The 22430-nt window shown below is 62.1% G+C and carries 17 protein-coding genes; 1 reads left to right on the top strand and 16 read right to left on the bottom strand.

Annotated elements, in window-relative coordinates; genetic code table 11:
- Position 1: 1 nt before the first annotated feature.
- The 8 genes from AC07WT_RS30565 to AC07WT_RS30530 form a co-directional block, all read right to left on the bottom strand.
- A complete protein-coding gene (locus AC07WT_RS30565) occupies positions 2 to 1153 on the bottom strand; it encodes a PDDEXK nuclease domain-containing protein (protein WP_494949846.1) in 1152 nt (383 codons plus the stop codon).
- A 77-nt stretch (positions 1154 to 1230) separates the two neighbouring features.
- Entirely contained in the window at positions 1231 to 1437 is a 207-nt protein-coding gene (locus AC07WT_RS30560; protein WP_494949845.1) for a hypothetical protein, read from the bottom strand.
- A gap of 76 nt (positions 1438 to 1513) precedes the next feature.
- Positions 1514 to 1960, bottom strand: a complete 447-nt coding sequence (locus tag AC07WT_RS30555) for an SET domain-containing protein (RefSeq protein WP_492594167.1) — start codon at positions 1958 to 1960, stop codon at positions 1514 to 1516.
- A gap of 459 nt (positions 1961 to 2419) precedes the next feature.
- Positions 2420 to 3451, bottom strand: coding sequence for a DNA-binding protein (locus AC07WT_RS30550; protein WP_494949844.1), 1032 nt, complete (start codon positions 3449 to 3451; stop codon positions 2420 to 2422).
- 323 nt (positions 3452 to 3774) lie between these two features.
- Entirely contained in the window at positions 3775 to 4764 is a 990-nt protein-coding gene (locus AC07WT_RS30545) for a WD40/YVTN/BNR-like repeat-containing protein (RefSeq protein WP_494949843.1), read from the bottom strand.
- A gap of 13 nt (positions 4765 to 4777) precedes the next feature.
- Positions 4778 to 7138, bottom strand: a complete 2361-nt coding sequence (locus tag AC07WT_RS30540; protein ID WP_492594170.1) for an efflux RND transporter permease subunit — start codon at positions 7136 to 7138, stop codon at positions 4778 to 4780.
- A gap of 91 nt (positions 7139 to 7229) precedes the next feature.
- Positions 7230 to 9050, bottom strand: a complete 1821-nt coding sequence (locus AC07WT_RS30535; RefSeq protein ID WP_492594171.1) for a DUF1302 domain-containing protein — start codon at positions 9048 to 9050, stop codon at positions 7230 to 7232.
- A 113-nt stretch (positions 9051 to 9163) separates the two neighbouring features.
- Positions 9164 to 10546 (bottom strand): DUF1329 domain-containing protein, encoded by a 1383-nt coding sequence (locus AC07WT_RS30530; RefSeq protein ID WP_492594172.1) that lies wholly within the window; start codon positions 10544 to 10546, stop codon positions 9164 to 9166.
- A 460-nt stretch (positions 10547 to 11006) separates the two neighbouring features.
- On the opposite strand from AC07WT_RS30530, the gene purU reads away from it, so the two are divergent.
- The gene (purU, locus tag AC07WT_RS30525) at positions 11007 to 11882 is read left to right on the top strand and encodes a formyltetrahydrofolate deformylase (RefSeq protein WP_494949842.1); all 876 of its coding nucleotides are present in this window, start codon (positions 11007 to 11009) and stop codon (positions 11880 to 11882) included.
- A gap of 323 nt (positions 11883 to 12205) precedes the next feature.
- Here purU and AC07WT_RS30520 read toward each other — a convergent pair whose 3' ends face one another.
- The 8 genes from AC07WT_RS30520 to AC07WT_RS30485 form a co-directional block, all read right to left on the bottom strand.
- Positions 12206 to 13063, bottom strand: coding sequence for a glycine betaine ABC transporter substrate-binding protein (locus tag AC07WT_RS30520; protein WP_494949841.1), 858 nt, complete (start codon positions 13061 to 13063; stop codon positions 12206 to 12208).
- A gap of 130 nt (positions 13064 to 13193) precedes the next feature.
- Positions 13194 to 14414: an FAD-binding oxidoreductase gene (locus AC07WT_RS30515; RefSeq protein WP_494949840.1), complete on the bottom strand. Its 1221-nt coding sequence runs from the start codon at positions 14412 to 14414 to the stop codon at positions 13194 to 13196.
- A gap of 33 nt (positions 14415 to 14447) precedes the next feature.
- The gene (locus tag AC07WT_RS30510; RefSeq protein ID WP_494949839.1) at positions 14448 to 15761 is read right to left on the bottom strand and encodes an aromatic ring-hydroxylating oxygenase subunit alpha; all 1314 of its coding nucleotides are present in this window, start codon (positions 15759 to 15761) and stop codon (positions 14448 to 14450) included.
- A gap of 73 nt (positions 15762 to 15834) precedes the next feature.
- The gene (locus AC07WT_RS30505) at positions 15835 to 16653 is read right to left on the bottom strand and encodes an adenine nucleotide alpha hydrolase family protein (RefSeq protein WP_494949838.1); all 819 of its coding nucleotides are present in this window, start codon (positions 16651 to 16653) and stop codon (positions 15835 to 15837) included.
- Positions 16650 to 17819, bottom strand: coding sequence for an electron transfer flavoprotein subunit alpha/FixB family protein (locus AC07WT_RS30500; RefSeq protein ID WP_494949837.1), 1170 nt, complete (start codon positions 17817 to 17819; stop codon positions 16650 to 16652). The genes AC07WT_RS30505 and AC07WT_RS30500 overlap by 4 nt, the downstream gene beginning before the upstream one ends.
- Before the next feature lie 4 nt (positions 17820 to 17823).
- Positions 17824 to 19737 (bottom strand): (Fe-S)-binding protein, encoded by a 1914-nt coding sequence (locus AC07WT_RS30495; RefSeq protein ID WP_494949836.1) that lies wholly within the window; start codon positions 19735 to 19737, stop codon positions 17824 to 17826.
- A 2-nt stretch (positions 19738 to 19739) separates the two neighbouring features.
- The gene (locus tag AC07WT_RS30490) at positions 19740 to 21803 is read right to left on the bottom strand and encodes an oxidoreductase (protein WP_494949835.1); all 2064 of its coding nucleotides are present in this window, start codon (positions 21801 to 21803) and stop codon (positions 19740 to 19742) included.
- 56 nt (positions 21804 to 21859) lie between these two features.
- Positions 21860 to 22396 (bottom strand): DUF5943 domain-containing protein, encoded by a 537-nt coding sequence (locus AC07WT_RS30485; protein WP_494949834.1) that lies wholly within the window; start codon positions 22394 to 22396, stop codon positions 21860 to 21862.
- Positions 22397 to 22430: the final 34 nt, after the last annotated feature.

Raw genomic sequence — 22430 nt, 5'->3', positions numbered from 1 at the left:
GTCACGACAGTTGACCGTCAGCGCCCTCTTCCGGCCAATGTTGGGCCTCCCAGGCACGGCGGGTTCTGGCCAGTTCTTCGGCGAGGAGTTTTTCATCCGGCAGGACCATATGGTACTCAGCCGCCAGCACTTTGTTTGGCAACCCTTCCAATGCATAACGCGCCACCGCGGCATTCGTTCGCGCACACAGGATCAGGCCAACGGGTGGGTTCTCTCCTGGCAGCGTCCAGTGCTCACGTGCGTAATTACAGTACATGTGCATCTGACCCACGTCGGCGTGATTGAGCTCGGTGAGCTTGAGATCGACGATAACAAGGCATCGCAGACGCCGATGAAAAAACAGAAGATCTACCCGGAACCAGCTTTCACCAATCCGAAGGCGACGCTGGCGGCCCACGAACGTAAAATCGCCACCCAGCTCAAGAAGAAAGTCTTCGAGGCGATGGACCAATGCCTCCTCCAGTTGACTTTCTGAATATTCGTCCTTGAGATCCAGGAACTCAAGGACATAAGGATCCTTGATTGCCTCCTCTGCGGTCACAAGGTCGCCCGGTTGCGCCTTGCCCGACTTCTGTAGCATGGCGGGCCTGTTTTTCGACAGCATCGCACGAGTGTGAAACTGGCTGCTAATCTGCCGATCCAGTTGTCGCACGCTCCATCCGCCACGAAGCGCTTCAGCTTCGTAAAACGCTCTTTCTTCAATTGACCGGGTTCGCCGCATGAGGTGGATGTAGTGCGTCCACGACAGCTGAAATCTGGTCGCGCGTTGATCGAGATCGAAATTCCGAATCGCCGGTTCGGAATTTCCCGGATGGTCTGCGGGCGTAGATTTCCGAATCAGTGATTCGGAAATCGCGGCTGCCGGGTAGGTCTGGTAGAACATCCTCATCAACTCCAGGTTGTCAACCCCAAACCCGCGCCCGAAGCGGGCTGTCAGGTCGACCGACAACCGCTCTAAAAGGGCCTGACCGTAGGCCGCACGTCCCTCCCCGCCCTGACTGAATTCGACAATACGGCGACCAATCTCCCAGTAGGTAGCCGTCATCAGTGCGTTGACACTTCGGGCCGCAGCACGACGACCGTGTTCCAGAAGAGCCACGATGTCGCCGTGTATGCCGCTGTATTCGGCGCTGCTTAATGCGATATCAGTCATTGATACTGTCAGTAGGTAGTTTCAGCGTTAACGAGTCCACGTGGACATTGGCTACCATGGTGTTGCGCTGTCTGCACTTAGTCCATCGATGAAAATCCATGTTGGCAAGCAATCGGCTCGAAATCGTCTCGGGCCCTTAGCGCGACGTTGCCAACCTCCCGACCCTTTTCCTGCGCAACTGCGGCGACACGTTTCAGGTATACGTCGCCAGGCATCGCCAGCAGCGAGGCGGAGAGCTCGCTCGCCCGCCGGAAGACGGTCACGCAACCGCCCGCCACCAGCAAGAACACCCTCCGATGCATATGTAGCAGGACCGGCATTGCGACCAGCGCCCGGCTGCGGTCGACGGGTCGACGCTTGTTAACCGCTTGCCGATGCCAGCATCGAACCGGTGCACCGCATCTTCCCACAGCGACAGGCAAAGTCGGCGGCCAATTCGGGCGTAATCGCCTCATCGATAGTGAGTCCATAGGCGATAAAAAGCTCGTCGCCCGGTATCACGTCCCTGAGTGTCTCGATGAAAACCCGCCCCCGCCCGTCCTCGATCGCCTCGCAGTTCGGCTGGCACGAGTGGTTCAGCCAGCGGGCGCTGTTGCCCCCGACGCTGCCATCGATCACGCGCCCGTCAGCCAGTCCGAAAATGAACGTGTGGCCGGGCATTCCGGATCGCCGGTACCGGGCAGAGGCCCGCCGCCACGATGTGACCTCACCGCGATATTCGAAGATCCGCTGGCCGGCTGGAATCGCCTGTAACGCGAAGACGCCTCGCCCATGCACCGATGATTTCCTGACCGTCACGCGCCGCACTTCATCACCCCCGATCCGTTGAAGGCTGCGAGCATATCGAGCCGCACGCTGCGCGGCAACCGCGACCGTCGTGTCAGAACAACCTGGTCTGTCGGGGATCGCGTGGCGGGGGTCGGGATACGTCAGTCCGGCTGGTTTGCCGGCGTTTACCGCTCCTGTCTCCGACCCGCTGTAGCCGTGCCAGCATCAGGCATTCCACTACCCCATCGTTGAAGCGCAACTCGAACACGCCGGTTTCGCCAGATAGACACGGCGCCGTTGCGCAGAACGACAGGCGTAGCCCCCGCCGTTTCGCGCGGGCAATCATCTGCATGGGACTCATGCCGTGCCAGCAATCCGAGATGAACAGTGTCACTGTCCCGGGCAGGGACTCATGCGCGACGCCCTATGGAAGCGTCAGTCCGGCGAGCAGGTAAATATCAGCCATGCAGCCCATTTCCGTGGCGAATCACCCTGCGTTTATACCGCTTTTTTGCGCCGCGTTGCTACTTTGGCGGTCGGCGCAGTGCGAGAGGAACGGGTCGGCCGTGGTGCCTTCCGGACTCCGGCCGAGGCGGACGACGCCCGGGTTTCCCGTGCACGCGTTTCCGCTTCGCGCAGCGTCATCATCTCTGTCTGCAGTCGCATGTTCTCCGCCTGAACAGCATCAAGGCGCCCCTGCAGCACACCCGCCTGATGACGCGCGTCGCCCAGTTGCACCTGTATGGCTTCAATTGCACGGCGATGGTCGGCGTCCTTCCGGTCCGCGCGACGCGTGGCTTCGTCCAGCTCCTTCTGCAGCTTCGTCGCGGTACTGCGCTCGCGGTCGATCTCGAGCAGGGCGCGCTTCTCGGAGGCGCGGAGCCGCTCTTCCGCGCGCTCGGCGGCTTCCCGCTGCTTCGTCAGATCGCGCGAAAACCCTTCCCTTGCCTCCACGAGCTCGCGATCGCGCGCAGCCAGCGCCGCGCCGATCCGCTCAAGTTCTGCCGCCAGCGCATGTCGCTGCGCGTGACCTTCGGCCTCGGCCTTTTCCAGATCCCGCACCTCGATCTGCGCGGCCAGCAGCGCGGCGGTGCACTGCTCGAGCGCGGCCTCGACGCGACCCAGTTCACCCCGGGCGGCGACGACCGACTGTTGCGCCTCGGCTCGCTGCGCCTCGACTTCGCAGCGCAGCGCGTCGAGCGCGGTCCCGGCTGACGCGGTGGCGCGCATCCACAGGGTGGCGACCAGTTCGCCGGCGGCGGCACCGAGATCGGCGGGCAGGTCGGGATGCTCGATGCGCACGCGGCTCTTCTCGCGCAGGTCCGTCCAGAACTCGCCGAGCACGGCGGTCGGCGTGCCCATGCTGCCGCGCCTGACAAGCTGATAGAGCCGGTTCGCGGTTGGCGTGATGCCGTGCCGGAAAAACATCAGCGCGCACACCTCGCGATACAGCTCGCGGGTCTTCGGAAACGCCACCTTCAGGCGCTCGATCTCGGCGGCCAGCGCCGCGTCGGTGTCCGCCCTCGGCAAATACGATCACGATTGTCCGGCAATTCAGGTGGGCGCGGTGGCATTCTGGACACCACGATCGTCGCAGAATGTTGTTTGCAGTGGACTTCCACACATGACCGAGCGCACAAACCCAGGTCAGCGGCATCCGCTGGTTGCGGTATTCATCCGACAGGCAGCGGCCGCCGTGCGCAGCGGCCATCCGACGCATGTCACCGATCGTGTAGTTCCGCTTGCCTTTTGTATGCTGCGCAGATCCCCTTGTCATGGGTTCGCTCATGCTGCCGCTCCACCCGTATTCCCTGACCGATAGTTGAAAAGCGGTACGAATTGGCGCTAACCCTTTATGGTTTCGCGACGCCGTTGGTCGAGAAGAATATCGGCCGTCCCGCCGGCGTGTCGACAATCGCGGTCAGCGCGGTACGATCCGCGCGCTGCGCGCCGGTAAAGTTCATGCCGCCATCGTTACTCGTCAATGTGATGCCGTCGAGCGATGACGCGACGATGTTCTTATCTTCTGATTGCATCAGGTCGGTGATCGAACTCTTGAACGGCGTCTTCGCCGCCTGCCAGGTCGCGCCGCTGTCTGCGCTGCGGTATATCGTGCCCCGAAGTCCGCCGACGAGAAGCGTGCCGTCCTGCAACGCGACGCCGGTCCAGAACGAGCCGGCATAACCCGTTTCCGCATACGTCCAGCTGGCCCCGGCATCCGTCGAACGCATCACGCGCCCTTGTTCGCACGCGACGTATAGCGCACCTTTGGTATCGGAGAAGATCGCATAGAGGTTCCGATCCGCTTTCTTCGAGCCCGGCGGCGGCGGCAGCTTGACCGCCGTCCACGTCGTACCGCCGTCGGTGGTATGCAGCATCAGCGACCACAGGCCCACCGTCCATCCTTCGTGCGAGTCCTTGAAGTAGACGGAAAACAGCGGCTGGTCGGCCTCGATGTCGTTGCGTTGCAGCGTCCATGTTTCGCCGCCGTCCTTTGTTCGCAGGATCACGCCCCAATGTCCGACCGCCCAGCCATTGCGGGAATCGGCAAACGATACGGAGTTCAGCGTCACGTCTGCCGCCACCGAACTCGCCTGTCTGAAGCTCTTGCCATTGTCGTCGGACAGCAGCACGACGCCGTGATCGCCGACCGCAACCAGTCTCTTGCCGGCGCGGGTCGCTCCGAGCAATTGCACTTCGGTCGCCGCGCTGGCCTTTTCTGCAGCATGAAGCTGCAACTGCGGCTTATCGACCGGTGCCTGCGCCGCAGCGTAATCGAGCGGCATCGCGCCGCACACCGCCAACAGGCCCGTACACATATTCCGTCGAAAGATTCCGTTCATGATCGTGCCTTTCTTAATGACTGAACACGCCAGGCGCACGGACCGGCTTGCGGCGCGGAAATACCCGCTCGAGTACGACGGCCAGCGCCGGCAGCGCAGTCATCGCCATCACCAGGTTCACGATGAACATGAATGCGAGTAGCTTGCCCATGTCGGCCTGGAACTTCAGCGCGGAGAAACTCCATGTCGCGACACCGATCGCGAGCGTAATCGCCGTAAAGATCGTCGCCATGCCAACTTCGAGCATCGAATGTTCGAGAGCCTTGACGATCGGCTCACCCGCGGCGAGGTGGCCCTGCAGCCGGTTGTAGATATAGAACGCATAGTCGACACCAATGCCAACCGCGAGCACCATCACCGGTAAGGTCGCGACAGTCAGCCCGATGTCGAACGCCTTCATGAACCAGTAGCCGATGAAGGTGCCCACCGTCAGCGGCAGGCAGCACGCGAGTACCGCGCGCAAATCGCGATATACGACGAACACCAGCAGCACGATGGCCGCATAGACATACAGCATCATCGGCACTTCGCTCTTCGCGACCTCGTCGTTGATCGCTGCAAGCACACCCGCATTGCCAGCTGCTAGCCGAATCTGGACACCGGGTGTCGGGTGGCTGTCGCGGAACTTCTTCACCGCGGCGATCACGCCGTTGATCGTACTTGCCTTATGGTCGGACAGATACAAGTGGACGGCGGTCATGCTGCAGTCCTTGTTCAGATAGCCGCGCACGCGTCCGATCTCGGTACTCAAGCCTGCGTAGTTACCCGAGTCGATCGGCACGACGTTCATCTTCGGGTTGCCTTCGTTGTAGCCCTCGTTATAGGTGCGCAGCATGTCCGGGTACGAGCTGATCGATACGACGCCTGGAACATCCTTTAGCGCATACGTCAACTTGTCGTCGAACGTTCCGACTGCGGGACTCACGCATGATTCGGGCGGCGCCTCAATCACCACCGACAGCCAGTCGAGTCCGACATCGAAGCTGCTTGCAATCGCAACCGCATCCCGGTTGAAGCGCGCTTCGGGTCGCAATTCCGGCGCACCGGGCTGCAGCGTGCCGACGACCCGATCGCGGCTTTGCCACACAGCCGTCGCAAACACGCCGGCCACCACCAGCAGAACGATCACCGCATTACGCGGCTCGGCCACGCGCGCGAGTTTGCGCAGCCACGCGGCGCGCTGCTCGCGCTTCTTCATCGCCTTGTCGGCATATGCCTTGGTGAAATTGAAGCACGATGCGGCGACCGGAAGCATCACGAGGTTCGTCGCGATCTTGTAGCCGACCCCCAGCGACGCGGTGATCGCAAGCTCACGAATCATGGGAATCGGAATCATCAGCAACGTAACGAACGAGACCAGTGCCGTCACAAGCGCCAGCGTCCCGGGAATCAGCAAGCCCGTGAAGCTGTGACGAGCAGCTTGCACCGACGACTTGCCGTGGGCGAGTTCGCGAGTAATGAAGTTGATCTGCTGCACGCCGTGCGATACGCCGATCGCGAATACGAGGAACGGCACCAGCACACCTAGTGGATCGAGACCGAAGCCGAGCAGGCGCAGCGTGCCGAACTGCCACACCAGCGACGTCAGAGAACACACGATCGGCAGGACGGTGAAGCGGATCGAATGGCAGTACCAGTACACAGCAAGTGCGGTCAGAAGCAATGCGATCGCACAGAACACGAGTACCGCTTTCGCACCGTCTGCGATATCGCCGATCTGCTTTGCGAAGCCGATGATCTGAACGTCGTAGTTCGCGTCTTCGTATGGCTCACGAAGCTTCTGTTCCAGCAGATGGTTGTACTGGACGTAATCGATCTTCTTGCCGTCCGTGCCGACTTCGCCGATTTCCGCCGTGATCATCGCGGCGGTTTCGTCGCGCGACACGAGCGAGCCGATGAAGTTGCCCTCGACAGTCGAACGCTGAATCTGTGCGATGACGTCAGGCGTCAAACTATTCGCCGTCACCGTGCCGGGAATGATCGGCTGCGAGCGAAAACCTTCTTCTGTGATTTCATTGACGAAACTGTTTGGCGTCCAAAGCGATTGAACACCGAGCCGATCGACGTTCGGCAAGTAGGTGACCGCCTGGGTCACCGCGGCAAGTCTCGCCAGACCGTCCTTGGTCCAGATCGTGCCGTGCTTCGCCTTGACCACGACGGTCAGGCGATTCGCACCGAACAGATCGGCACGATATTTGTTAAACGTCTGTACGTATTCGTGGCCGATCGGGATCTGCTTCTCGAAGCCTGCGTCCATGCGCAATTGCACCGCGAAGAAAGCCATCACCGCCGTGAACGCCACGAACGCGCCCAATACGAAGAGCCGACGGGAGAACAACCACTCTTCCAGGTGTCTGATGCTGTTAGTTAACACGTGCAGTCTCCTGATTACCGCAAGCGGGGACGTTGTGCGCACGTCCCGCAGGCATCAGGTGACCTGACATGATTCACCTGATGCCGCCTGATTAAAAGTTGCGCGTCACGAATAGTCCGACGAAGTTACGATCGGCAAACGGCTGCGATATCGCGTTGCCGCCGAAGTACATCGTGTAGTTGAGACCGGCTTGCCACACCTGCGGGTTCTGGTTGAACAGCAAGTAGAGGTTGACCGACTTCGCACCCTTCTCATAGTTGGCCGAGAAGGTCGGCGTATAGCCCGATACCGCGTCGTAGAAGGTGACGCCCGGCGTCAATTGCCACCCCGGAATCACCGTGCCGTCATACGTCCAGTTGAAGTCGACCGTCAAGCCGACCGATCGCGACGATCCCTGCGCCGCCGCGATCTGATAGCCGAGCGACGCATTGTTGTTAAGCCATGCACCGTAGCCGGCGTCGGCTACCTGATATACGCTCTTCCCGCCGATCGAGCTGAAGTATTGCGAATTTGCGCTGACGCCCGGATAGTCGATCAAGGTCAGCTCGGCCGTGAACACCGCCAGGTCCGCGCCGATGAGCTTCAGGAACGGATAGGTTGTCTGCGTCAAGTTCAACTGCGCGTTCGCATCGAGCTGAAACTTTTTCATATCCTTGTACGCGGGACAATCGATGCCGGCCACCGCATTCGTCTGCGCATCGGTCGGACCGCCCGGTGCAAAGCACGCGGACATCGCGACCGCATCGTGTGGGCGGTATGACAGTTCCGCGCCGATCGCCCAATCGCCCAACGGGAAATTCGTGCTGACGCCGAACAACTGGCGGTTCTTCAGATAGGACCAGCGCGATGTGCCATTGGCGAGGTACGACAGCACAGGCGCCTTGTCGGTGTAGTTCTCGTAGTAGAAGCCGAAGTTGATGTCGGCGCCCGACGGCTTGTAGCCGATCTTTACACCGTACTGCGGCCGGTTGCCGGGCAGCACCGTGCTATATGGCACACCAATCGGACTCGTTGGCAAGCCGGTGTACGCGCCGTTCACGAGGTTCTGATTGGTCGTATTGAGCAACCCGTTGTTCTTGCTGTTCGCGCCGGCAATCGTGCCCGCATCGATTGCGCCGACGTTGAAGTTGTTCGAATTGAACGAGCCTGGCTGTGAGCCTCGGCCAAATACGTCGGACGCCGACCAGTAGCTGCCGACAGGTGGATAGCGGTTGCCGTTCCATTGGGCTTGCAAATACGCTTCAGTCGAAAAGCCGGCGGGCAATCCGCTCACAAAGCTGATCATCGGCGCGGGCAACAGCGCTTGCTTTAACTGGGTGCCCGGAATGTAAAGCTTCTGAATATCGAGTGAGTTCGTCGCATTGATCCCGCCTGACGCAAAATAGCTCTCACCCCAGTTGATCACCTGATTACCGACGCGGACATGAGCACGCTGATCGCCAATGCTGAAGTCCTTTTGCAGCCACAGGTCGAGCAACTGTGCATCCCGCACGACCTGGTTGTAGGCCCCCGGCGACAGTTCGGTGCGTTCGGTGTGCGCCGCAGCGAAGTCGTACATTGCGGTGCCGCGAATCAGGAACTTGTAGCCTTCGCTTGGCATCGTCAACAGCAGTTCGCTCGTCGCGCTTAGATACGTGCTGTACGGACGGCCCTTGCGATAGTTGAGGTCGCCGTCGTCGCCGTTTGCCCATTGCGCAGTGTTCGCTGCAGCGCCGCAGCCGTTCGCATTCGGATCGCCCGTTAGCGAACAGCTCGGGTTCTTGGTACGGGTGGCCATACCACCTGTGAGGTTCGATACCCACGACGCCTGCATGTCACCAATGCCTGTGTCGAACGTATATGCGCCAGCTGGTCCGGAAACCAATGCTCCGCACACGGTGGGCCAGAATAAACGGCTTAGCCTATTTTTCATCTCAGATGCCCCTGCTGGCGTTGATTAGATATGCTTATATTATTGAAAACTCGAGGTGCATCACGCCATAGTCGTTAAGCGTGATGCAAATCGTTTCGACGGCCGATTTTCGCTCAGCGATCGCTGATTGCGCTTAGATTTTCGCCGGTGAAGTATTGGTTGGTCAGACGAGGGTCGCTAGCGCCAGGCGAATAGAATTTCAGATCCTTGCCTGTGCCGACGATGGTTTCGTCGAACACGTAGCGTCCGCTGATCAAGTCGTTATAGACGGACGCGGACGACGCGCAGGCACCGATCTCCCATTCCGGCGTGATGTAGTTCTCTTTCGCCTTCCAGATCTTGCCCTGCGCATCATAGTCGTCGCCCACCGCCACGAGCCAGCTGTCCTCGTCGACGTAGAGCGTCTTCTTCGGCGTCGAATGGCGAACGCCCGCTTTGACCGTGCCTTCGATTTCCCACACGCGGTGCAGTTCGTAGCGGCGCATGTCCGCATTGACAAAGCTCTGACCCATTGCGGCAGTCAGTTTCGTGCCGAAGCGCTGCATTGCGAAACCGTCATACGGCACATAGACTTCCTTCTTGCCGATGAGCTTCCAGTCGAAACGGTCCGGGTTGCCATAGAACACGAACGAGATGTCCGCTGGATACTGGTTCTCGTATCCGATCAGCGGTGCATCGTATGCGTAGGCCGGCAGGCGGCGCACGCGGCGCTGGCCAGTGAAATAGTAGTAGGTGTCCGTATCCTTGCTGAAGTAATACCGCTGCATCGTACCTTGGCCCGCCAACGCCGCCGGTTCGGTGTAAAGGTAATAGAAGCCATTCTGCAGACCTTGCTCGTCTTGCGGCGAGTGCTGCCCCTTCTTCGCCCACGGATAGTAGACCAGCTGGTTCCAGCGTGTGACGATCGATTGACTTGTGCCCGGACGCGGCGAAACAACCGTGTACCCGTCCGGCCACTCGGCGGCCACACCCTGGTAGCGCATTAACCAGTTCCACATGACTTGAATCCCGGTCTGCGGAATCGGGAATGGCACGCTCGGCAGCGTCGCGTTCTCCAGGGACCAGCCGTCCTTTGCAATCGACGACTTCAGTGCACCGTTGCGGGTGTTGTCGGCGACGAAGTCCGGCAGTCCGCATTCGCGATGCGTCGGATACACCGGCATCGTGTATCCCTTGACCTGCTTGAGCATCTGGACCTGGCCGGGGGTCAGTTTGTCCGCATACTTGTCTACGTTTGACGCGTCGATCACGACGACGGGCTTCTCGCTTTTGTACTTCCAGTAGTCTTCACGCAGCTTGCCATAGGCCCAACCGGCTGCGGGTTTGGCGTCACCCGAGAATGCGGGAATCGCACCGTCCTTACTGCCGGCTTTCTCCGCGCCGGTCGGCGTCAGATCCTGGCCAAGCTTGGCTACGTCGTCCGGCGTCAGCGGCCACGCAGCGGTGGAAATGAAGCCCAGTGTGGCGAGGGCAATGACTGCTTGACGAACCTTCATTGTTAATCTCCTTCCAGACAGCTGCGAATATTTTTTACCCTACGACGCCACGCTTCACAGCGCACAGTAAGCGGCGTCAACGGACCATCGGACAGACAAGCGGAGAAACGGGGAAGCAGAAATCGGGAAGCGGGAAGCGGCACCCGTGACGACATATTTGTCTCGCTAAAAATCCGCATGCTGCCCGTTTGCGACGCTTCCTTGAGCAAATGCGACATGCCCATCGGGGCGTACGGCCAACGTCGTTGCCTTGCAAACAAACAGCTTTCGGCAAGCGGCATTTGATGACCGTGATGGCGTCTCTGCCCGGCCAATGCGGGCTCGACGCCGAATAGCCGCTGACGCTCCCATTCCAGCGCGACGGCGGTTAGCTTCTATCCGCGTGAACCGCTGATTTGCTCTACTTCGACGATGCATGCCGCGTCCCGCGGCGCAACCCCATCGCCTAAGTGGAGACCGCATGTCCGCCGATTCCCGTCCCGATCAACTGGTTCTCACCGTCGCGTGTCCGAGCGCGGCGGGCCAGGTCGCCGCCGTCGTCGGCTTTCTCGACCGGCATCATTGCTATATCGACGAACTGACCGTGTTCGACGACGATCTCAGCGAGCGCTTCTTCGTGCGGTGCGTGTTTCATGGCGTCGAGCGCAACGAGACGCTGCACGCGGGCGCGTTACGGCGCGAATTCGAACCGATCGCCGAGCGTTTTCAGATGACGTGGGCGATGCACGACGTCGGCACACGGCCGAAGGTGCTGATCATGGTGTCGAAGCTGGAGCACTGCCTCGCCGATCTGCTGTTCCGCTGGCGCATGGGCGAGCTGAAAATGGATATCGTCGGCATCGGCTCGAATCACCGGGACCTCGAAGCGCTCGCGCAACAGCACGGGTTGCCGTTCCATCATCTGCCGATCAGCGCCGACACCAAGCCGCAACAGGAGGCCCGTCTGCTCGATCTGTTCGAGACGTCGGGCGCCGAATTGATGATCCTCGCACGCTACATGCAGATTCTGTCCGGCGAGACGAGCCGCGCGCTCGCGGCGCGCGCGATCAATATCCATCATTCGTTTCTGCCCGGCTTCAAGGGCGCGAAACCTTATCATCAGGCGCACGCCCGCGGCGTGAAGCTGATCGGCGCAACCGCGCATTTCGTCACCGACGATCTCGACGAAGGCCCGATCATCGAGCAGGTCGTGGAACGCGTCGATCACTCATACAGCCCGGAGCGGTTACTCGCGACGGGACGCGACGTGGAGTGCATCACGCTTGCGCGGGCCGTGAAGGCGTTCATCGAGCGGCGGGTGTTCATCAACGGCGACCGGACGGTGGTGCTGCAATAAAAACGTGGATGGCCCGCAGCGCGGGCTACGTGATGAACATTCAATATGTGGCAGTTGAGGCCGCCGGGCCTGTACGCGCTGACTTCGACTTCATGCATATGTCAATCGCGGCCAGTGACGTGCAGACCTATACAGACGCGTCCCATGGTTCTGTGAAACCGCTGGGGATCATTCCGCAATGGCAGCGGTGTGCAATAGATGGCGCTTCTTGTTGTAACAGGCAGGGAGAATAAAAGAGGCGCGAGCAATCGCGCCTCTTTGCTGTCCTCTTTGTGCGTCTTCGGGGTTACCGTCGCAGCGGCAGTCAATCAGGTCACTTCAGGTCACTTCACCCAGCTATCCACACGGTCCGCATGCGCACCGATCCACGCGTCGGCCGCAGCCGTCGGCTTCTCGCCGTTTTGCGTGGCCAGCATCACGCTGTCGATCTCGCCCGGTTTCCACTGAAACTTCTTGAGGAACGCAACCACCGGCGGCGCCTTCTTCTCGAGATCCGGGTTCACGACGCTATCCACATGCTCTGCATCGCCAAACACTTTCTTCGGATCGTCGAGGAATTTGAGCTTGTACTTCGCGAACATCCAGTGCGGCTTCCAACCGGTCACGATGATCGGCTTGCTCGCCGCTTCCGAGCGTGCCAGTTCCGCGGTCATCGCGCTGCCCGAACTCGGCATCAGCTGATAATTGAGGTTGTAGGCCTTGATCGCTTCGCTGGTCTTCTGCATCACGCCCGCGCCGGCATCGATACCGACAATGCGTGAGCCGAATTCCGCCTTCTTCGCTTCCAGATCGCCGACGGTAGTCACGTCCGCATTCTCGGGCACGATCAGGCCGATCTTCGCATCGTTGAAGTTGGGGCCGAGGTCGACCACCTTCTCCTTGAAGTTATTCCAGTACGCGCCATGAGTCACCGGCAGCCATGCGGACAATGTCGCGTCGAGGTCGCCGCGCGCCACGCCCTGCCACATCACACCGGCCGCGACCGGCACGAGCTGCACCTGGTAACCGAGCCGCTTCTCGATCACGCGCGCGGCCACATTCGAGGTCGCGACGCTGTCATCCCAGCCTTCCACGTAGCCGATCTTGATGGTCGGCTTCGCATCGGCCGATACACCCACGCTCGCGGCAGCCAGCGCCGCGCCCAACGCGCTCAATACCAATACCTTTCTGATCAGTCTCATCGCCGTTCTCCCGTTCTCCGTCCAAACTACCCATTGAGCATTTAGAATCGCCAGCCAGAATTGCTGGGTAACGTTCATTTCCGACATCCATTTGTCAGGACGCGACTTCCGTTCCCTCGTTTTATTCTTCTTACTTATCCACGACGAGATCGCTCAGCGGCTTGCTGCAACACAGCAGCACCATCCCCTGATCGATCTCGCGCTGACGAATTCCGCCCGCGTGTTTCATCTCCACCTCGCCCGACACCAGCTTCACCTTGCAGGTGCCGCACATACCTTGCGTGCACGACGCCGGGAGCCGCACGCCGGCTTTTTTGGCGGCGTCGAGCACGTGCTGGCCGCTGCCGCATTCGATCTCGCGACGGCTCTTCGCGAAGCTCACCTTGAATTTTATTTCCGTCTCGACGGGAGCCAGCGCGACACCCAGCGCCTGTTCACCTGCATCCGCGAAACTCTCCGCAGTGGGCAACGCATCCGCGACGCGAGCGGTCGTCGACTGCTCAGACTGCTCAGCAGCCTCACCAAGCGTCTCGAACGAAAAGCTTTCCTCGTGATAACGGCGGCGATCGAAGCCGCCCTCGTCCAGCAGGTTGCGCACCGCCTGCATATAGGGCGCGGGACCGCAGGTGAAAATCTCGCGATCGAGAAAATCCGGTGCAATGAGCTTCAGGAGCGGCAAGGTCAGAAAACCCGTGACACCCGGCCAGTTGGTGCGGGCACCCAGCCGTTCGCAAACGAACGCCGTGCGGAAATTGGCCTGATTCGACGCGATCAGATCCAGCTCGCGCGCGAAGATAATGTCGTCCGGCGTGCGCGCGCTGTGCACGAACACGATATCGCTGTCCTCGCCGAGTTCGTGATGCGCGCGGCTCATCGACATGAGCGGCGTGATGCCCGAGCCCGCCGAGAGGAACAGGAACTTGCGCGCCGGGTGCCGCGCGCAGGTGAATTCGCCGGCTGGCCCGAGCACGCGAACCTGCATGCCGGCGTGCAGATTGTCGTGCAGCCAGTTCGACACCTTGCCGCCCGGCACACGCTTGACGGTGATCGAGATGGTGTGCGGGCGCGTCGGCGGCGACGAGATCGTGTAGCAACGATTCACCGCCTCGCCGTCGATATCGAGTTCCAGCGTAATGAACTGTCCCGGCTCGAACACGAACGCCCGTTCGGATGGCGCGCGGAAGAAAAAGCTCTTGACGTCGTGCGTTTCCTGGCGGACCTGGCAGCACACCAGCGTATCGTCGGTGTCGCTGTCCCAGCGCGCGGGCAGCGTCTCCCAGAACCGCGGTTGGGTGACGCGGTTTGCTGCCGGCTCCGGGCTGAGTTGAAACGTCGCCTGATCGCGCATCATTGATTTCTCCCGCTCCTGGTTGCGGCGTCGCGCTCAGCGCATGAAGGACACGACTTTCTCGCCGTGCGCAACCGGCGCAGTACCGCCGGCATCTTCTGTTTGGGGTTCATTGCTGTAATCCGCGATGCGGCCGATGTACCACTCGCAGAACTTTTCGACGAGCCCTTCGGTGAACGGCGAATACGGACCCGGCTCATAGGCGCTGCTCGTCGCGCCGCGTTGCGAGTACTCGACGAGCGCACGGTCCTGGTCGTTCGTCGCGCGCCACACCGCCGTGAGATTGTTCACGTCGTAATCGATGCCTTCGCGCGCGTCCTTGTGCACGAGCCACTTGGTGCGCACCAGGGTTTTGCCCGCGGAGAGCGGAATCACCGAGAAGCTCACGATGTGGTCGCTCATGAAGTGATGCCACGAATTCGGCTGCGTCCAGAACGACAAGCCGCCGAGGTCGGCCTGCTCGAATCCGCCGAGCAGTTTCTTCGACGCGACGCGTGCGTCCAGTGTCTGCGATTCGCCGTCCCGATCGAGCGGCAAGCGTTGCGTACGGAAACCGGTGACGAGATCGGCAAGCCGTTCGATTTCCGCCGACGGCAGTTTCATCGCCTCCCATTGCGCAGCCCGGCGCGCGACGGTCGCTTCGAACGCGGCCATGCCTTCTTCGTTATCCGGCGTGCGTTGATAGCCGAAACCGTATTCATAGAGGGAAATCGTCAGTTCAGGATGGTTCGCGACGCAGTGATAGCACTCGCGGTTGTTCTCCATCGTGAGCTTCCAGTTGCCTTCCTCGATGATGTCGATCGAAGCCGCGACCTTGCAGCCGGCCAGATCGTGCGGCAGCAGATACGGCTCCATCGCGGCGCGCACCACGGCGAAGTCCGCGGGCGGCGTGTCCGCCAGACAGATAAAAATGAGGCCTGCCAGACTCTCGAGGTGGACCGCCTTCAGGCTATGTTTGCAGCGGTCGAACTGGTCACCCATGTGCTCGGCGAACATCAGGTCGCCGTTCAGGTTGTAGGTCCAGCTGTGATACGGGCAGACGATATTGCCGATTGAGCCTTTGTCCGTATTGCACAGCCGCGATCCGCGGTGGCGGCAGACGTTGTGGAACGCCCTCACCTGCATGTCGTCGTCGCGCACGATCAGGATCGAGTCGGTGCCGATTTCCACTGTGATGTAGTCGCCGGGTTCCGGCACATCCGGTTCGACGGCGACCTGAATCCAGTGTCGCCGGAAAATCGCGTCCATGTCGAGCGCGAAAATCTCCTCGCTCGTGTAGAACGGCGCTTCCAGCGTGTAGCTCTTTTTGCGGCGTTCGATCATTGCGCGAACGTCTGCCGAAATTTTCATTGTGTGCTCCGTTGCATGTCACGTCTGGCGCTGCGCCAGGCCCTCCTGGTCGCATGCTGGCCCGAACCGGAAATCAGTAATCCACGAGTTGATGCTCGCGCAAATACGCGAGAATCACTTGTGCTTTTTCGACGGAACTCCCTTCAATTACGACGCTGCCGCCGCGGCTTTCGGTCGTTGTCGCCGACAGCATGCGGGCATGCCCGGAACGCTTTTCGGCGGCGGCGAGGCGCACCGGTTTGGCGCTCGCCGCGCGGGTCGTCCAGGCGAGGTGTTCGGCGTGACCGGTGGCCGGGCTTCCGGCATCCGCGCTTCCGGCGTCCGGGCCGCTGGCCTGCGTCGCGACCGGGCGGATCGTGCCTTCGCGCAGCCGTGCGTACGCGTAGCTGGGCGCGGCGTTGGCGAGCGGATGCACGGCGACCAGCGCCGGCAGCTTGACTTCGACGCGCCGGCGCAAGCCCTTCGGCATGAATTGCCGGACTTCCGCGTAGCCGTCGCGGATCGTCAGATCGACTGCCGCGCCCACCAGCGGAAGCTCCAGCGCATTCGCGACGCGATACGGCAGCATGCCGCTATCGAACGCGCCTTCCGCGCGGGTGCCGGTCAGCACGAGGTCGTAGCCTTGCAGGCGCGCGGCAAGCGGCGCTGCTGTATCGCCCTGCAACTCAGGCGCCGAGGGCACGTCGAGCACCTCGACACAGCGCGCCCCGAGCGCGAGATATTCCTTTAAGGCGGGATTGGCCGGATCGCCTGCATGCAGCACGTCGAGCGTTGCGCCATGCGTCTTTGCGAGCGAGAGCGCGATGGTGAGCGCGGCGGCATCGTTGCGGCTGTAGCGTGCGGTGCCGCTGACCGGATGGCGGCCCACGGAAACCAGTACGGCGATTTTCATGCGATGGCTCCTTCCGCGACGGCCGCGGAATTCTGCAGCGCCGCGCCGGTGCCGCGTGCGCTGCGCGCAGCGGCCGCGGCTTCGGTCAGCGCCGCGATGGTTTCCTGCGCGTCGGCAATCACGGTCAGATTGGCGCGCCTGGCAATCGGCGCGCTCGCGTCGAGGTTCACGGCGATCACATGCCGGCAATCCTTGATGCCTTGCAAATGCTGGACCGCGCCGGAGATGCCGAACGCGATATAGACACTCGCTTCGACAGTCTTGCCGGTCGCGCCGATCTGCTTGTCGCGGGTGAACTTGCCGTCGTCCACGGCGACGCGGCTCGCGCCGATCGCGGCGCCCAAGGTGGCCGCCAGACGCTCGAACGCTGCGACGTCGCTCACGCCGTTACCCGCCGATACGATGAAATCCGCTTCTTCGAGCGCGAGTTGGGCGGCGTCGATTTCCTCGATGCCGAGGTCGCGAACGGCGCCTTTGGGCGAAGCAGTCGCGCCATCGAAACGCCATACGACCCGCTCACCCGCGCCGACAAAAGGCAATTTTGAATCGACTGCATTCGGTGCGAGCAGCACGACCTCGGGTAGCGCGCGCGCCGCAAACGCTGTATTGGCCTGGATATAAGTCACGACGTGCGCCGCGTCGATCTCGACGACATGCGTCGCGACGCTCGCGTTCGCGGTAGCGGCGTAACGGCGGCCGAGGTCGCCGTCGCCGGTTGCGTTGTCGGGCATGAAGAGGTGCGCGGGCGCATAGGCGGCCACGCAAGCGGCCAACGCGTTGAGTTCGTCCAGAGGCGCAAAGGTGCGACGGTCGAACATCGGCAACTCGATCAGCTTGTCGGCGCCGAACGCGGCAGCATCGCCGTTGAACTCGCCGAACACGAGCAGCACGACTTCGGTTTGGGCATCGGCGATTAGCGCGGCGGCGGTCAGAGTCTGGCGCGCGTGATCGTCCAGTGCGCCACGGTCCGCGTGCGCGGCGACCAGCAGCGAACGGAGCGGCGCGGCCGTCGTGCGACGCGGCCTGGCTTGCTCGCGATGCGACGCGCCAGGCGCCGCGAATTCCATCGAGCCCGCCGCACCGATCATGCCGAGCGTGATCCGTTTGAGTCCCTCTGCCGTGATCGTGAACGGCCGGCGCGGATCGATTCGTTTGAGATTGTTCATCGCGTTACTCCAGCGCCGCAGCAACCAGTTCGGCGACGTCGAGCACTTCCGGACGCGGGCCGACCACACCTTCGAGCATCGCCGTGCAGTTCGGGCAACCCACCGCGACGATCTCGGCGCCGACCGCGCGCGCATCGTCGATGCGGATGTCCGGAATGCGCTTCTTGCCGGGGATGTCGGTCAACGGCGCACCGCCGCCGCCACCGCAGCAACGCCCACGCATGCCGTTGCGCTCCATTTCGACCACCTTGATGCCGATGGTTTTCAACAGGCGGCGCGGCGCTTCCGTCTCACCGTTATAGCGGCCCAGATAGCACGGGTCGTGATAGGTGATCTTGCGGTCCGCGAACGCGGCCACTGCGCGTGGCGACAGTTTGCCGCTCGCGACCAGCTCTTCGATCAACGCGGTGTGATGCTGCACTTCGTAGAAACCGCCGAGCGCGCGATATTCGTTGCGCAGGCTGTGCAGCACGTGCGGATCGGCGGTGACGATCTTGCCGAACGAGTATTGCGAGAGCGTGCCGATCAGTTTTTGCGCGAGCTGCTGGAAAGTCGCTTCGTCGCCCAGACGCCGCGCCGTGTCGCCGGTATCGGTCTCGACGCCGCCGAGCACCGCGTAGTCGATGCCCGCGCGGTTCAGCACCTTCACCAGCGCGCGCAGCGTGCGCTGATAACGCATGTCGAACGCGCCCTCGCCCGCGATCAGCAGCACGTCCACCGGCCGCCCCGGCTGTGCCACCTGAACTTGCAGATCGACGGCCCAGTCGTAACGCGCGCCGATGTCGTAGCCGTTCGCGCTGCCGGTCTCGCGCAGATTCGCGAGCGTGAGCGGTCCCTTGCCCGGCACGCTGCCTTCGACGAGCGTCTGATTACGCCGCATGTCGACGATCGCATCGACGTGCTCGATCAGCATCGGGCATTCCTGCACGCAGGCGCGGCAAGTCGTGCAAGACCACAGCGTATCCGCTTCGATCAAGGTCGAGATCAGCGGCTTGCCTGGCGCACCGCTGTGCTGGCCGACCGGAATGCCGGGCGTCGGGCTGCCGGCATAAGCGGCATCGGTGCCACCCACCATGCCGGTGACGAGATCCTGAATCAGCTTCTTCGGATTGAGCGGCTGGCCTGCGGCAAACGCGGGACACGCCGCCTCGCACTTGCCGCATTGCACGCAGGCGTCGAAGCTCAGCAACTGGTTCCAGCGGAACTCCACTGGCTTGCCGACGCCGTATTCCTTCGCGTCGAGCAGCGGCGCCTTCAGCGCGGTCGGCGGCACGACGTCGTTGTCGTTGCGCTCGGCGAAGCGTTCCTGACGCGGGTGAAACGCGAGATGCAAGAGCCCGGCGAGCGCGTGCTTCATCGGACCGCCGCGGGCCGCGCCGAACGTCATCGTGAAAGCACCCGCCGCAATCAGCAATGCGACGATAATCGCGAGCGCACCCGACATCGCCGCCGCGGGTAACGCGATGAACAGCGCCAGGCCCAGCGCGAACGAACCCAGCAACAGCGGCAGATGATCCCACGGCCCGCGCGAGAGCCGCGCCGGCACCGCCTTCGCGCCATGCCGGCGACGCCAGACGAACACCGCGCCGACCAGCATCACGAGCGCCGCCAGAAAGATCAGCTTGTCGAGCCACGGCGAGTAGATCGCGAGGCCATAGTTGACGAACACCAGCGCCATCGCGAGAATCGCGCCGCCCGCGGTCGCGACGTGCGTCTTCGCAATGTACGGATCACGCGCGACCACATGATGCAGATCGACGAAATAGCGCTTGGGGATCGCCAGCAGGTTGGTCCAGCCGTACGCGCCCGCCGCCGTGGCGCGGCCCTCGCGCCAGTAAGCCGCGCGTTTGGCGAGCGCGAACGCCAGACCGGCCACTGACACCCACAGCAGGACGGTGATGACAAACACGGGGCTCATCGTCAGAAATCCTTGCAAAGGCGCAGCGCGTCGTAAATCGCGCCGTGAATGTTGTGCATTGAAATGCAATCGCCGACGCGGAACAGCAGGAAGCGCCCGTTGCCGGGTTCTTCGCTCAAGGAAGGCTGCGGCTCGGACGCGAAGAGCTTGTGCACATCGACCTGGCCGCGATTCACGGATTCGGGTTTGAGCTTCCAGTACAACGCGTCATTGGGCGTGCTGCCGTTCTCGATCACCACCTGATCGACCGCGCGCTCTTCCTGCTCCTCGGTGTACTCGTTGCGGATCACGGCAATCTTCTTGCCGTCTTCCTCGTACACCTTGTCGAGCCAATAGTTCGGGGTGTGGATCACACCCTGCGCATAAAGGCGGCGATAGAAGATCGGGAACGTAGTGCCGCCGACATCGTCGGCCACCTTCACGTCCGGCGTCACGATCTCGACATTGGAGCCGCGGCTCGACATGAAATCCGCGACGCCCGCGCCGGCGTGCGTGCTGACGCCGTCATAGACGAGCACGTTCTTGCCCGGCTCGACCTTGCCCGAGAGCACATCCCACGAACTCACCGCGAGCCCTTCCTCGACGCCCCACGCGGCCACTTGCGACGTGAACGACGAACCGCCCGTCGCCAGCACGACAATGTCCGGCTGCTCGGCCATGATGGTTTTTTCATCGGCCGCGACGCCCAGACGGCGATCGACGCCAAGCCGCTTCGTCTCCATGTCGAACCAGCGCACGATGCCCGCCATCTGCTCGCGCTGCGGCGCCTTCGCGGCCAGCATGATCTGGCCGCCGACGTAGTCGTTCTTCTCGAACAGCACCACATCGTGACCGCGCGATTTCGCCACGCGCGCCGCTTCGAGTCCGGCCGGACCCGCACCGACCACGACCACCTTGCGCTTCGGCCCGCGCGTCTTCGCGATCACGTGCGGCATGGTTGCTTCGCGCGAAGTCGCCGCGTTCTGCACGCACAGCACGTCGAGGCCGTTGTACTGCCGGTCGATACAGTAATTCGCGCCGACGCACTGCTTGATCTCGTCTTCACGCCCGTCGCGGATCTTGATGACCATATGCGGATCGGCGATCTGCGCGCGCGTCATGCCGACCAGGTCGACCATGCCGCTCGCCAGCAGCCGTTCTGCCTGGCCTGCGTCGCGGATGCTTTGCGCGTGCATCACCGGCAGCTTCACCACCGACTTGATGCCGGCGGCGAGATGCACGAACGGCTCGGGCGGCAGCGCCATCGGCGGCATGCAGTTGGCGAGCGTGTTGTGCGTATCCGCGCCCGAACCGATCACGCCGAGATAGTCGATCAGCCCAGTCTCCGACATCGCCTGGGCGATCTCTTTCAGTTGTTCATGATCGAGGCCGTCTTCATGGAATTCGTCGCCGCACATGCGCAAGCCGACGCAGAAATCCGCGCCCACCGCTTCGCGCACTGCCTTCAGAACCTCGGTGCCGAAACGCAGACGGTTTTCGAGCGAACCGCCCCATTCGTCGGTACGGAAATTCGTGCGTGGGCTCCAGAACTGGTCGATCAGATGCTGGTGCGCCGCCGAGATTTCGATGCCGTCCATGCCGGCGTCCTTCACGCGCTTCGCGGCCGCAGCAAAGTCGCCGATGATGCGCCGGATCTCTTCCACTTCGATGATCTTGGCGTTGCCGCGGTGCACTGGCTCACGCACGCCGGACGGCGACATCAGATGCGGCCAATGCTCGCCGTGAAATGCCGAACGGCGCCCCATGTGGGTGGCCTGGATCATGATCTTCGCGCCGTGCCGATGCATCGCTTCGGCGAGGCGCGCGAGCGGATCGATGATCCTGTCGGTCGAGAGATTCACCGACTTCCACCAGCCTTGCGGGCTGTCGATCGAAACCGGGCTCGACCCGCCGCACACGGCAAGGCCGACACCGCCCTTCGCCTTCTCCTCGTAGTAACGGATATAACGGTCGCCCGGCAGACCGCCGGGCTCCGCATACACCTCGGCGTGCGCGGTGCTGACGATGCGGTTGCGCAAGGTCAACTGGTTCAGCGTGAGAGGCTTGAAAAGGTTCGGGTAACGCATCGCGATCGACCTCGGAATGCTCGGAATGGATAGGCTGTTTGCGTTGCAGTGTGCGGTTACGACGCGAGCGGCGACACTTCGAACACGCAATGCTCGTGGCCTTCAGCCGCGCATTGCGTTTCCGTGGAATACGACAGCGGCCCCTTCTTCACCGAATCCGGCGCGGTGTCGTTGACCCAGTCCATCGCGCCCGCGAACCAGCCGGCGAACATGTAGCACAGCTTGCCCTCCTTGCCCGGCTGCGCGAGCACGAACGACGAGTGATGCAATTCGATGCGCGCCCGCGCGCTGGACGGATCGGCTTCCGTGATTTTGAAGAGACCCCAGCCGCGTTGCGACAGGCGGTTCAGGTAATGCTCGAACACCGCCATGCCGGCAATGCCGTGCTGTTTCGCTTCCTTGTCGCACCAGAAATACGCGGACTTGTAGCCGGCCTTGTAGAGGATCTCGGCGTACGTCTCGCGGCCGAGTGCTTCTTCGACCGCGGTGTGATTGTTCGTAAAGAAATGACGCGGCACGTAGAGCATCGGCAGCGCGTCGGTGGTCCAGACGCCGGTGTTCGGATCGACGTCGATAGGCAGTTGGGGTTGCATGTGGAGACTCCGTTTTTTATGTGAGTGATTTCGA

The organism is Paraburkholderia sp. GW821-FHT02A12 (assembly GCF_059422005.1).
The sequence above is the reverse complement of the archived record's forward strand: the minus strand, read 5'-3'. Positions and strand labels throughout refer to the sequence as shown.